This is a genomic window from Nitrobacter winogradskyi Nb-255, from assembly GCF_000012725.1.
Classification (GTDB): Bacteria; Pseudomonadota; Alphaproteobacteria; order Rhizobiales; family Xanthobacteraceae; genus Nitrobacter; species Nitrobacter winogradskyi.
This window is the reverse complement of sequence record NC_007406.1, coordinates 2,435,026-2,447,706: the sequence shown is the minus strand read 5'-3', so window position 1 is coordinate 2,447,706 and position 12,681 is coordinate 2,435,026. Positions and strand designations below refer to the sequence as shown.

At 62.9% G+C, this 12,681-nt stretch carries 10 protein-coding genes and 1 pseudogene; 5 read left to right on the top strand and 6 right to left on the bottom strand.

From position 1 onward, the window contains the following. Positions 1-26 precede the first annotated feature (26 nt). Positions 27-1,135: pseudogene (locus NWI_RS11730) on the bottom strand (DUF2336 domain-containing protein). A 526-nt stretch (positions 1,136-1,661) separates the two neighbouring features. On the opposite strand from NWI_RS11730, the gene NWI_RS11725 reads away from it, so the two are divergent. From NWI_RS11725 to NWI_RS11705, 5 genes are all read left to right on the top strand, one after another. Then, complete coding sequence (locus NWI_RS11725; RefSeq protein ID WP_011315470.1) at positions 1,662-2,231, top strand: sigma-70 family RNA polymerase sigma factor; 570 nt, start codon at positions 1,662-1,664, stop codon at positions 2,229-2,231. Further along, entirely contained in the window at positions 2,228-2,920 is a 693-nt protein-coding gene (locus tag NWI_RS11720) for a hypothetical protein (RefSeq protein ID WP_011315469.1), read from the top strand. Before NWI_RS11725 ends, NWI_RS11720 begins: the two co-directional genes overlap by 4 nt. Positions 2,921-2,997: 77 nt before the next feature. Then, positions 2,998-4,881, top strand: coding sequence for a S8 family serine peptidase (locus tag NWI_RS11715; RefSeq protein WP_011315468.1), 1,884 nt, complete (start codon positions 2,998-3,000; stop codon positions 4,879-4,881). Between the two features lie 783 nt (positions 4,882-5,664). Beyond that, positions 5,665-5,868, top strand: a complete 204-nt coding sequence (locus NWI_RS11710; protein ID WP_011315467.1) for a CsbD family protein — start codon at positions 5,665-5,667, stop codon at positions 5,866-5,868. 410 nt (positions 5,869-6,278) lie between these two features. Further along, positions 6,279-6,773: a TIGR03809 family protein gene (locus NWI_RS11705; protein ID WP_011315466.1), complete on the top strand. Its 495-nt coding sequence runs from the start codon at positions 6,279-6,281 to the stop codon at positions 6,771-6,773. 163 nt (positions 6,774-6,936) lie between these two features. Here the strand turns inward: NWI_RS11705 and NWI_RS11700 are convergent, their stop codons facing one another. The 5 genes from NWI_RS11700 to NWI_RS11680 form a co-directional block, all read right to left on the bottom strand. Beyond that, on the bottom strand, positions 6,937-8,304 hold the full coding sequence (locus tag NWI_RS11700) for a TIGR03808 family TAT-translocated repetitive protein (RefSeq protein WP_011315465.1): 1,368 nt from the start codon (positions 8,302-8,304) through the stop codon (positions 6,937-6,939). A 102-nt stretch (positions 8,305-8,406) separates the two neighbouring features. Beyond that, positions 8,407-9,666, bottom strand: a complete 1,260-nt coding sequence (locus NWI_RS11695; RefSeq protein ID WP_041345046.1) for a multidrug effflux MFS transporter — start codon at positions 9,664-9,666, stop codon at positions 8,407-8,409. Positions 9,667-9,945: 279 nt separating this feature from the next. Then, on the bottom strand, positions 9,946-10,587 hold the full coding sequence (locus NWI_RS11690; RefSeq protein WP_011315463.1) for a pyroglutamyl-peptidase I: 642 nt from the start codon (positions 10,585-10,587) through the stop codon (positions 9,946-9,948). A 145-nt stretch (positions 10,588-10,732) separates the two neighbouring features. Beyond that, positions 10,733-11,713, bottom strand: a complete 981-nt coding sequence (gene meaB, locus NWI_RS11685) for a methylmalonyl Co-A mutase-associated GTPase MeaB (protein ID WP_011315462.1) — start codon at positions 11,711-11,713, stop codon at positions 10,733-10,735. Next, complete coding sequence (locus NWI_RS11680) at positions 11,710-12,522, bottom strand: DUF3298 and DUF4163 domain-containing protein (RefSeq protein WP_011315461.1); 813 nt, start codon at positions 12,520-12,522, stop codon at positions 11,710-11,712. Before NWI_RS11680 ends, meaB begins: the two co-directional genes overlap by 4 nt. Positions 12,523-12,681: the final 159 nt, after the last annotated feature.

The window sequence follows — 12,681 nt, the reverse complement described above, 5'->3', positions numbered from 1 at the left end:
TTTCGACCTTAACGGCGAAACCGCGGTCATCCGTCGCCGGCCGGAACTGCTTGTTGCGTTCGATGGAACCGCAGCACTTGCTGCGCCGTGGATTGGCGCAGACGTTCGTAAGTCTGTCTCGCGGCTTCGATATCCGTCACTTCGACCTGCGTCAGATCGCGGCGCATGTCGATGATGGTTCTCACCGTTGTCCAGGAGAGGCCGCTGACCTTGGCCAGGATAAGGACGCCTTCGGTATCGGATTCGACCATCATTTTTTCGGCGATTGAGATCGAAACGTTGGCGAGGCAGGCGATGGCGGCATTGGTTTCGTCGAACTTTCTGGCTTCCGCGAACGAGGCGACTTCCTGCTCGTCCAGCCGTCCGTCTTCGTACAGCGACCTGACCAGTCCGTGCGCGATCGTGGTTTCCCTTCCGATCGCCTCTGGCGCCGAGCGTGCGCGCCGCGCCACCTCGCCGACCACGGCCGAAACGTCGTTCGCCTGTTGGGGGTAAGCCGCCGCGAGACGCGCCCGCACCGTGGCGGAGGCCTTGGCGATCAGCTTCAAATAGTGATGCCGGGGGATCGACGGCCGCATTCCGATGCAGGTTGCCATGTCGTCGTCGCCTTCGGCGCGTTCGACCAGCCGCGTGAAGCCGAATTCGGAGAATTCCGCGTCGGCATTGTTGACGGTGCTTTTGACGACGGCGTCGTTGCCCCGCTCGATCAGCGCGTCGGTGACCGCGGCGCTCAAGACTCTGCGCGTGGAGATCGCCAGCAAATGAGCCTGGCTTTTGCTGCGGACGTTCTCGATCAGCGCGTCATCGCTGAGCCGCTCGGATTGCGACAGCACCGGAGCCGCGACTTCGATTAGGTCGTCGAAGGCGAGGGCGCGAATGATCTGCGGCGGAGCCTTGGCGACAGGAGCAAGACGCCTGGCAAGCAGTGCTTTCGCCGAACTCTCGATATGGCGGATCAGGCAGTTGAAAACGTCATCGAAGAGCGTGACCTGCTCGTCGGAATAATCGACCGTGCTGTTCAGGAACAGGTCGGTGACCCGCCGCAGCGTTTCGATCCGCCGCGCGATCGTCCATGGACGAGAACGGTCTGGAGCTCATCGAGCAGATCCGCCGACCCTGCCGATTTGGAAGCCATGGCTCTTTCCTGGAGTGGCTCTGTCCCGGTGTCCGCGGCGATGTTCCGGTCGTTCTGATCCGGGGATTGCGGCCCGCCGAACGCGGCGGAATCAATATGGATGGGTAGCAGCGCAGGAATTTAAGGTGAAAGCCTTAAAGTCCGGGTATACTGGCCCCGGCGCCTCGAATATGCTTAATGCATTATTTCCAAACGGAAATTTCCGCTTGCCTGAGCGGGTTGCGGATTTTGGCTTCGGTGTCGGACGGCCTCTTGTGAGGCGGCCCTCTTCCGGACTCTCTGGCGCTTGCCCTTTCCGCCGATTCGGGCACAACCTAGAGCGGGATGAGGAAAAGTGTGTAGCGGTTTTCCGCCCGCATCCCGCTCTAAAATGTTGGAATAGATCACGATGGTTTTGGATCGATTCGATCCAAAACCATCGTGATCTAGCCACGGCCGGACGGCTGATATCTGTAAATTGAGAAGATTTTACTTTGCCAATCGAACCTTCTTTCCTGCAATCCCGACCAATTCCACGAGACGGCCAATGAGCGCGACACAGGCGGCTTCCGATGAAGCTCTGATTGCCCGGATCGCTCAGGGCGACCGCCTCGCCATGCAGGTGCTGTACGGGCGCCATCACGTTAAGGTCTTTCGGTTTGGACTGAGGCTCGTGCGGAACGAACAGATCGCCGAAGACCTTATCAGCGAGGTTTTTCTCGATGTATGGCGTCAGGCTGGCAAGTTCGAAGGCCGATCCGCCGTCTCCACCTGGCTGCTGGCAATCATGCGTTTCAAGGCCCTTTCTGCGCTTCGCCGCAGGAAGGATGCCGAACTGGACGATGAGACAGCCAATGAGATCGAGGATCAGTCCGATGACCCGGAGGTGACGGTACAGAAAAAGGATACGGGTAACGCGTTGCGCAAGTGCCTGATGCAGCTTTCAGCGGAGCACCGGGAGATCGTCGATCTCGTCTACTATCACGAGAAATCGGTGGAAGAGGTCGCCGAGATTGTCGGAATTCCCGAGAACACCGTGAAGACGCGGCTGTTCTACGCGCGCAAGAAACTGGCCGGTCTGCTGCAGGAAGCCGGAATAGAACGAGGATGGCCATGACAGTGGCGAAGAGGGTTGCGGACGGCGGGCCGGGAGATGTCGAAGGGCTGTTGCCGTGGCATGCCGCCGGTACGCTAAGCGCGCGTGACACACGCCGGGTCGAGGAAGCGCTTGCCAGCGATCCGGGCCTGGCGAAGCAATATGCGGTAATCCGGGATGAGTACGCCGAAACCATTTCGCTCAATGAAAGCCTCGGCGCTCCGTCCGCCGGCGCGATGCACAAGCTGTTCGCCGCGATCGAGGCCGAGCCGGCAGCGCGGGTTCCGGTAGCGCGCGTTGGCCTGTTGGCGCGTCTGTCGCGGTTCTTCGGCGACCTCTCGCCGCGCGCGCTGGCGGCCGCCGGCGCGGTCGGAGCGCTGGTGGTGGTGCTTCAGGCCGGCGTGATCGCCGCGATGCTGGCGAAGGACGATGGCGGCCAATCGTTCCAGACCGCCTCTCACCGCGCGCCGGATGCGCCGTTGACCCGCGGATTGAGCGTGGAATCGGGACCGCAGGCACTGGTGCGGTTCGCACCGGACGCCCGCATGTCGGATATCGCTGAATTCCTGGACAGTTATCAGGTGACGGTCGTTTCGACCTCCCGCAATGGCCTGTTCCGGCTGCGCTTCGATCAGCACAAGGATCTTCCTGGCCTGTTGAGCAAGCTCCAGGGCGAAAGGATCGTCAACCTGGCGGTGCCTGCCGAGTAGCGGACGTGAACTTTATTCCGATCGTGACCCGTTTCCGCCTTGAGGTATGAGAAAAGTCCACGATGGAGAACCGCGTGATGCGCCAGCGCATGACGGGCAGAATGAAATGGAGCGGCGCGCTCTTTGCCCTGACGGGTCTGTGCTGGCTCGCAAGCGATGCTTCGCCAGCCCATGCGCAAGGCAATATGCAAGGTTTCAGGGGCTCTCCGAGCTTCGGTATGCAGGGGCGCGCGCCGATGCCATCGCCGGGCGGCGGCATGACCGGATTTCCTGACCGGGGCGGGGGACCGCGCGGCATGGGGTCGGGCTTGGGATCGGGTTTGGGCCTGGGTCTGGGTTTGGGCTACGGGCTGATGCTCGGCGCGACGGGAGCTTCCAGCAGGGCCCCCTATGTCGAAGTCCCTGACCGCGCCATCGAGCGCGACGAAAATGTGAACCGCCGGCCATCGCGTCCCCAGCCCCGCAAGACGGTCAGCCGTGAACGAAAGCCGCGAAAGCCGGTTATCGGGGTCACGGCGTCAGGTATTTCCTACATTCGCTACGCGCCCAACACCTTTCCGGCTTGCGCCCGCGGCAATGGAGCGATGAGCGGCGACTGCAACGGCCGTCCGTTCGTGGTCGACCTCGGAGGCAATGGCCCGCCGCCTCGGGATCAGAACAGCGGGCCTCGCCGCAATGCGGGGCAGGCGGCGGTGACGCGCAATTATCTGCCCGGCGAGATCGTCGCCGAGACGGAAACGATGGGGGAAGCGCAACTCACGGCGCTGGCGCGGCGGCACTGGTTGCAGCTAATCGCCTCGCAGGATTTTCCGCTGACCGGCAGTACGGTCAGCCTGTTCCGCATCGCAGGCCGCCGGCCGGTCGAGGATGTGCAACGCGAACTGCGCGCCGATGAGGCCGTGCGTTCGGCGCAGCCGAATTTCCGTTATATTCTGCAGGACCAGAATACGGAGGCCGTCACCGAAGGCGATCCTGCGCAATATGCGCTGGCGAAGCTGCGGTTGCCCGAAGCGCATAGGCTGGCAAATGGCGAGGGCGTCATTGTCGCGGTGATCGATTCCGCGATCGACGTCGATCATCCTGAACTCGCCGGCTCGATAGCGGCGAGTTTCGACGCGCTCGACGGCAAGGGTAAGCCGCACGTTCACGGCACCGGGGTTGCCGGCGCGATCGTCGCCCATGCGCGGCTGATGGGGAGCGCGCCGTCCGCGAGGATTCTCGCGATCCGCGCGTTCGGCGTGACGCAGGGTGCGGCCGAGAGCACCTCGTTCACCATCTTGAGAAGTCTCGATCACGCGGCGGCTTATGGCGCGCGGATCATCAATATGAGTTTCGCTGGTCCGAAGGATGCACTGGTCTCGCGCGGCATTGCCGCCGCGGCGGAGAAGGGCATCGTCCTGGTGGCCGCGAGCGGCAATGCAGGTCCAAAATCGCCGCCGCTCCATCCGGCCGCCGCCGCGCAGGTGATCGCGGTCAGCGCGACCGATGCGGACGACCGGCTGTTCCCGGCCTCCAATCGCGGCAGTCATGTCGCGGTCGCGGCTCCCGGCGTCGATATCTTCCTTCCCGCGCCGGACCGTAAATATCAGATGACGTCGGGGACTTCATTCGCCGCGGCTTACATCAGCGGTCTCGCAGCGCTGATCCTGGAGCGTCGTCCGGCGCTGAAACCCGCCGAAGTCCGGGCCATCCTGATGACGAGCGCGCGGGACCTCGGGGCGCCGGGCCGCGATGATCTGTTCGGGGCCGGTCAGGCGGATGCGTATCGCGCGGTGCAGTCTGTCCCGGACAACGCCGGTCCCGCCGCTGACAAGGAGATGCCGGCCATCGCGGTGTCCGGTCCGGCGACTGTCGTATCCGGTAGCGCCGATGAAGCGGCTGGTGAAACCGCGTCTTCAAGCGAGCAGCAGCCGGCGCCGGCGGGTCTGGAATCGCGCGGCGCTGATCCGTCCGCGAGATAGATAACCTTTCCATACCCTTTAAAAATTTTCAGATCGTCTTGAACGTTTTTCCGGGGCGCGACGACAGAACAAGTGTGGGAGGCCAAACTCCCCGAGGCTATATCAGGCGCGAGCGCCCATCCACCCCAGCGCCCATATGGCTTGACCCGTCCGGTTGTCCCCCCGGACGGGTCTTCTCATTGACTGGATGTTCGAATGCCAAATTTTGGCCGCGGCAGAATGCGAATTTGACCTGCCTGTCGTCCAGGGGAGTTCTGACGAACTGGAAACGGAACTCTCCGCCCGTAAATAAAGCTTCGGGTATGAGGCGTTTGGAACGAAAGAAGGAGCGTAAAATTGAGAATCATCTGGAACCTTAAACTTGTCGCCGCGGCCGCCGTGATGGCCGGACTCGTCGCAGTCCTTGGTAGCCACACCGCCTCGGCAGCTCCTTTGTCGCCAGCCGCGATTGTTGCTCCCGCAGGTGTCACGCCTCACGTCGAGCAGGTCCAGTACTATGGCTATGGCCGCCGATATTATCGGCCGCGGTACGGCTTCGGCCCGCGATATGGCTTCGGTCCGAGATATGGTTATGGTCGGAGATACTATGCGCCGCGTCGCTTCTATGGTCCCCGGTACTATGCTCCCCGACGCTTCTATCGTTACTGAGTTTCAAACCCCGCTTCGGCGGGGTTTTTCTTTGATCTCCATGCTCCTCTCGCTCACCATCCTCTATCCGGCTTCGCTTGCTCGGGAACGACTGGGCCATCTCCGTATTATATCCCGGCAACAAGGGAGATTGCGATGGACTGGAATCGTGTCGAAGGAAGCTGGAAACAACTCAAGGGCTCCGTGAAGGAGAAATGGGGCAAGCTGACGGACGATGATCTTGATGTCATCAACGGCAAGCGTGAACAGCTCGAAGGAAAAATTCAGGAGCGCTACGGATACCAGAAAGATCAGGCCAAGAAGGAAATCGACGATTGGTTCGGTAGCCGGAAGTGGTGATCTTCAAACCCCGCCAAGAAGGCGGGGTTTTTCGTTGCAGGTCAGGTTTGTCTCGATCGGCCGCGAAGCGGAAGACCTGTTCGCCGAAAGAAGATGCGACCGAATAATCATTTCAGGGCGTGGTCGGATTCAACCTGATCGGATCATGCCCGCCATTCCATTCCCGGCCGAGTAACCACGGCTTCCCCCTTGTCGCAGTCTTGTGGACCCGGCCGTCCGGACACCTGTCTCGACGTCTCGCGAAGCCGCGCATGACCCCCATCCTGAGGCCGCTTCCACAGTGGGGACATATTCACGCCACAAAGTGCTGGACTTCGCCAAAGTTTTCCACAGAATATCCAGAAATTGCCTGAATTGATTCGGTTCGTTGCGTCTGCGTCCGTTTTCCTCCCTGCGGACTGTCCCCAACCATGACCCAACGATACGACGCCGGGCGCGCGCCCGACCTCGCTCAAGACATCCTCAATCGATGGTGTGTGCTTGCCGAACAGCGGCTCGATTTTCTGATCGAGCTTTATGAAAGCGGCAGGTGGCGACGCTACCATTCCGAAAATGCCTTCATGGACAACCTGCGTGAGGCAAAGGCCGTCGTCGAAACCTGGCGCGCGCTGGCCCAGCGCGAGGCGACGCCGGACAATCGGGCATTCGACTGGTCGCGGCTCGATCGGCCTTCGCAAACCCCTGCCGTTTCTCAGCATGGCGCCGGGCAGTCGTCAGCCGGAGCTGCGATACCTTACGCGCCGCGGGTGGTTGTCGGCTTACAGGAAGGGGCGACGCCGCGAGCGAAGGACGAAGTGCCGGCCGGAAAGAATGCGCGGGATGCTGATCGGCCGACGGGGATTTTGCCGGATCTGAAAACCCTTCAGATGCGCTATCCGATCCTTCGATACGCCAGAACAGGGTGATCCGTCGCGAAGGAGTACGTCACATCAGAGTCCTTCACCGCTTCATGGAAACGGGGAGAGACCCTGTCTTTATGTTCTGACGCGTCGTCTTCACGCGAACCGGATTCCATCCTCGGGTCGGGCCCGAGGACCTGCTTCGCTCAAAACGCTATAGAAACTCATTTCAACGCACCGCGTTGGCGCCGATGACGATCTGCGTGAACTTGGCGGCGCCAGCGGCGGAAAGATCCGGCGTCACGGGCCTGGCGTGGTCAAGTCCGACCACCGCGCCGCGCGGCGCATCCGAAATCACGTTGGTGTTGACCAGCGCCGTGCCTGCGCCGTCCACGACCGAAACTCCGATGCCGATGAAGGTTTTACGGATGACATTGCCGGTGATCGCGACATCGCGGAGATATTTGCCCCAGCCCGCGATGATGCCGAACGACGGTGCGTTCTCGATGAGGTTTCCGGTCACCGACGTATCCGCCTCGATATAGATGCCGATGCCGGCGTCGTCGTCGGGCGCGGTGCCGATCGGTCGCTTCGGCAACAGGTTGCGGATGATGTTGCCTTGCACGACCGCAAGCCGGCCGCCCTTGTTGAAGTTGCTGACGGAGACGCCGACCGCCGCGCCGTCCACGGTGTTGCCGGCGATCACCGCGCCCTCGAAGGCGAATTCGGAATAGAGCGCCACCTCGCGCACATTGCTGATGCTGTTGCCGGTGATCTGAATGTTGGATGCCGAGTTGCCGCGCACGGCGGAGTAATCGCAGTCGCTGATGCGGTTGCCGCTGACGATGACATTGCCGGCGCGGAAGGCGTTGATGGCGTTGCCGTGCTGGCCGGAGCCGCCCTGGCCCGCCTTGATGTTCTCGATCCGGTTGCCGGTGACGATCGAGCCGTCGTCGCCGATGGCGGTGCGCAGGATCTCGATGCCGTTATCCCTTGTCTGGCGAATGGTGTTGCGCGCGATCGTCAATCCGAGTGCATCGAAGGAGACGATTCCCGTCGTCTCGATCTTCTCGATGAGATTGCCGCTGATCTCGCCGGCGGCATTTTCGAGCCAGATGCCGTTGCCGCCGCTGCCGGTGATCGCGCAATCCATGATCCTGACATCGCGTCCGCCGAGGCAATGGACCAGACCGCGCCGATCGGGAAGGGGAACGCCGCCGCCATCGAGGGTGAGATCGCTGAGGCCGATGTGGTCCGCGCCCTCGGCTGCCAGTAGCGAAGCGCCGCCGGTGAAGGCGAGCGTGGTCGCGCCGCGCACGCCGACAAGTTGCGATCCCTTCGCGAGCAACAACGGTCCCGTGCGATAGACGCCGGGGGAAAGCGCGAGCGGTGCGTTGGCGCGCGCGGCCTCATTGATCGCCCGTTGCAGCGCGCGGGTCTGGTCGCCGGTGGCGTTGGGCCGCACGCCGTAATGAGCGGCATCGCGCCCGAGCGTCGATGTCAGCGGCGCCGCGCGAACTGCATTCGCCGGCATCGCCTGCGCACCGATGATGCCGGCGGCGGAAGCTCCGAGGATATGGCGGCGGTCGATATCCATGGATGGCGGATCCTTTTGAGGCAGGCGAGCATCTTACGTCGATCGTGTTTTCGAGCAAGGCATGTCCCCGAGCCTGACCCTGGGGATGGAAATCGGTTCGCGTTAACGCGGCGGCGGGACCGCGGGGTTGTGGGGCACGAACAACCGTCCGCGCTCGACAACGATCACGACGACCAAAGCGGCGATGGTGCAAAGGAAGGCGCTTGCTGTGAACCGCAGCATGGTGCCGTTGAAGTCCTGTCCGATCATGGCGCCGACGCCGCTGCCTATCAATGTCGTGATCGAGCCGAACAGGGATGAGGCGGTTCCGGCGATATGGCCTTGCGGCTCCATCGCGAGCGCGGTGAAGTTTGAGAACATCAGCCCGAACGCGAACATCGTGCCGATCGCAAACACCATGTAAACCGGAAACGATAGCCAGCCCTGCCACGCCGCGAGCAACGTCAGCGCAGCAATCACCACCGATCCCGTCAACGCGCCGTGCGAAATCACCCGCATGCCGAACCGGCCGACGATGCGGGCGTTCAGAAAACCAGCGGCGGCGAGGCCGGTGGCGATGGCGGCGAAGGCGAGCGGGAAATAGTCGCCGAGGCCGTAGATCCCGGTGAAGATCTGTTGCGAACAAAAGACATAGGCGAACAGCACGCTCTGCACGCCGCCGGCCGCGAGCGCGTAGCCGATGGTCTGCCGGTTGGTGACGGTCTGACGGAATGCGTCGAAGACGTTTGCGGCGGTCAGCGGCTTGCGCCCCGCGGGCGGCAGGGTCTCTGGCAATCGGAGCGCGCACCACAGCAAAGCGAGCAGGCCGTAGGCGGTCAGCACCACGAAGATGCCGCGCCATTCCGAGAACAGCAGGATCGCCTGTCCGAGTGATGGCGCAAGCACGGGCACCGAGATGAAGATCATCATCGCAAGCGACATCACGCTCGCCATGCGCCGGCCACTGTAGCAGTCGCGCACGATAGAGGTGGCGATGACGCGGGCGGCCGAACTTCCGATTCCCTGCAGCACGCGCGCCAGCAGCATCGTTTCAAACGAGGACGCGACCACCGACAACAGGCCAGCCGCGCTGTAGAGCAGCATTCCGCCGATCAGGATCGGGCGGCGGCCGAACCGGTCCGACAGCGGACCCATGATGAACTGGCCCGCGCCGAAGCCGGCCAGATACACCGAGATTACGGCCTGGACATGATTGGGGTGAACGATGGCGTAGGCATCGCGGACGTCCGGCATCGCCGGCAGCATCATGTCGGTCGCGATCGGGTTCAGCGCCATGATGCAGGCGACGAGGGCGACGAATTCAGGGAACCCTCTCGGCTGATGGGCTCGCGACACCCATCCGTCCATATCGGCGTCGGTCATCGATGTGTCTCGAAAGGATCGGTACGCAGCCATATCGATGCCGCCGGAGTCTGATTCAACCGCGTTGAATCAGACTCCGGCTTTATCTCTTTGCGATTGAGCGTGATCATATCCGAAAACCGGTTTCCACTCTGCGCTGGCGCGGCCCTTCGGGTCGGGATCATGCTTTATTGCGCGGCACAGTGCCCGTTTCGAATATGGCTGTCCATTTGATTTGACGGTCTTGTCACGCGAACCGGATTCCGGGTCGACCCCAAGGACATGCTTCGCCTGAAAGCTCTATAGCCTCGTCTGCCGCGCCGCTTTCACCATTTCCATGAGCATGGCCTCGCCGGCATCGACGAGATGCGCCAGCGTCATGCCGCCGGGAACGGCAGCCGAGCCGTCGCGTTTCAGCGCCGGAACATGAATGAACGCGGCGAGCCGCGGCCCTGCCTGATGATCGGCGGCCTCGACGGCGCGCCAGCAGAGATAATTGCAAAGGTAGCTGCCGGCATCGCGGGAGGCGCGGGCGTCGATGCCCGTCCGGCGTGCCGCGTGCAGCAGCTTGAAAACATGCGGCCCGAACGCACGCGCATTCGCCGTGCCCGCGATCGCGCCCTTGCGAATCCGCGCCCCGTGCTGGTCCGGCCAGATCGTCGTCATTGCGTTTCGCGCGCGCGTCTCGATCCGCAGCCAGCGGGTGCGCGCCGCGAGACCGAACATCAGGAGCGCGTGCGGACGATGCGTCGCAAGAAGCCGCGGCAGTTCAGAATCCACCGTCGCATACGCGACATCGAAGATGTGGGTTGTGATCGTAACGTCGTCCAGCGCGGGCCGGCGCAATCTCGCGAGTTGCTTCACCAGCGGAACAGTCGGATTGAACGGCGCGCCGGGAAACGGGCCGAAGCCGGTGATGAGGACACGAAGGGACGTCGTCATGGCCGGGCTTGTCCCGGCCATCCACGTCTTGCCTTTGGAAGTCTGCCACTAGGGAAGACGTGGATGCCCGGCACACAGGCGAGCGAAACGCCGCCGTTCTTCGAACTGCTACGGCCGAGTATGACGATCGTGGAAACAGCGCAATTCACCGCAGCAGTTCCGCGATCTGGCTTGCTCCCAGCGCCGGCGTGACGCGGCCCTCGGAAACCGCGGCCTCGGTCGCCTTCACTTTCTCGCGGATCACTGGATCGTTGCGCAGGCGCGCCTTGATGCGATCCTCGAACATCGACCACATCCACTTCACCTGCTGCCGGCTGCGCCGCTGCGCGAACTCGCCGGATCTGTTCATCGCGGCGCGGTGCTCGACGATCTTCCGCCACAGCTCCGGGATGCCTGATCCGGTCAGCCCTGAGTAGGTCAGCACCGGCGGAGACCAGTGCTGCGAGCGGGGGACGAGAATTTTCATCGCGGAGCGATAGGCCGCGGCGGCGGTGTTGGCGCGTGACAGATTATCGCCGTCAGCCTTGTTGACCGCGATCATGTCGGCGAGTTCGACCAGACCTTTCTTGATGCCTTGCAGTTCGTCGCCCGCGCCGGGCAGCATCAAGGCGAGGAAGAAATCCGTCATGTCGTACACGGCGGTTTCCGACTGTCCCGTTCCCACGGTTTCCACCAGGATCACGTCGAAGCCCGCCGCTTCGCACAACAGCATCGCCTCGCGGGTTCTGGCCGCGACGCCCCCGAGCGTTCCGGCGGCGGGCGAGGGCCGGATGTAGGCGGCTTCCGCCGCCGCCAGCCTCGCCATCCGCGTCTTGTCGCCGAGGATCGAGCCGCCGCTGCGCACCGAGGAAGGATCAACCGCCAGCACCGCGATCCTGTGGCCACGCGCGATCAGGTCCATGCCGAGTGCATCGATGGTGGTGGACTTGCCGACACCCGGCGAGCCGGTGATGCCGACGCGGATGGCGTTGCCGGTCGCCGGCAGAAGCTCCTGCACCAGTTCGCGCGCGGTAGCCTCGTGATCGGCGCGGCGGCTTTCGATCAGGGTGATGGCGCGCGCCAGCGCCGCGCGGTTGCCGGCGCGGATATCGGCGGCGATGCCGGGGATAGCGAGCGGGCGGTTCATTCGGCGTCAGGCTTCGTATCGGGAGGGCGGTCGCCGCCGAAGATCGCAAGGCCCTGCGGCGACAGATGCGCCTTGAAGGTCTCCCACGGCACGAACACGGTATATGAACCCTCGGCGTAGGGACCGACTGCGTAGGGCGAGTAATGAAACGCGAGGCCGGCGCTCTTGCCGGCCACGGTGGAAGGGGCCAGCGATATGGCTCCGACCTTCAGCAGCGCTGGCAATATGCCCTGGTACCAGTCGATGTCGCCGGAATCCTCGATGCCGCGTTCCTTCTTCTCGGCCTTTACGGCGGCGATAGCGGCGTTGCGCAGCGTTTTCAGCGTTGGGCCGGTGTCGGCGGTTTCCTTAAAGAACGGACGGATGCTGATCTGCTTCCTCGTCTCTTCGTCCCAAAGGATCGTATCAATGAGCGTATTGGGATGCGCGCGCCCGGTATAGACATAGTCGGTGCGCACGATGCTGACGTACCGGTCACCGACATTCGACGTTTGGGCGTAACTGCGTTCGAAGGTCCAAGCGCGACCGTCGCGGAATAATTCCGGCGATGTCTTGAATTCCTTCGCCGCATCCGCGCGGTTCTTCTCGACCCAATGCTTGCCTTCCGCGAGCAGGTTCTCCGCCAGCGGCGCATTGGCCCTGATCTGCTTGTCGAGCGTGACGCTGGCGTCGATGTATTTCGTCTTGACGGCGACGTCGGGCTTGGGTTGGGCCGCGATGGTGGGAGCGATGCCTGCGAGTACCAGGGCTGCCGCGAGACATGAAAATTTCTGAAGCGAAATCACGATGGAACTCAGTCTGGTGATCATGGCAACCCTCGTCATGGCCGGGCATAGCCGTTCGAAGAACGGCGTCGCTTCGCTCGCCTATGTCCCGGCCATCCGCGTCCTGGAGTCCGGATCATAGAGACGTGGATGCGCGCGACAAGCGCGGGCATGATGGTCATTTGTGGAGAGTTTAAGAACGCC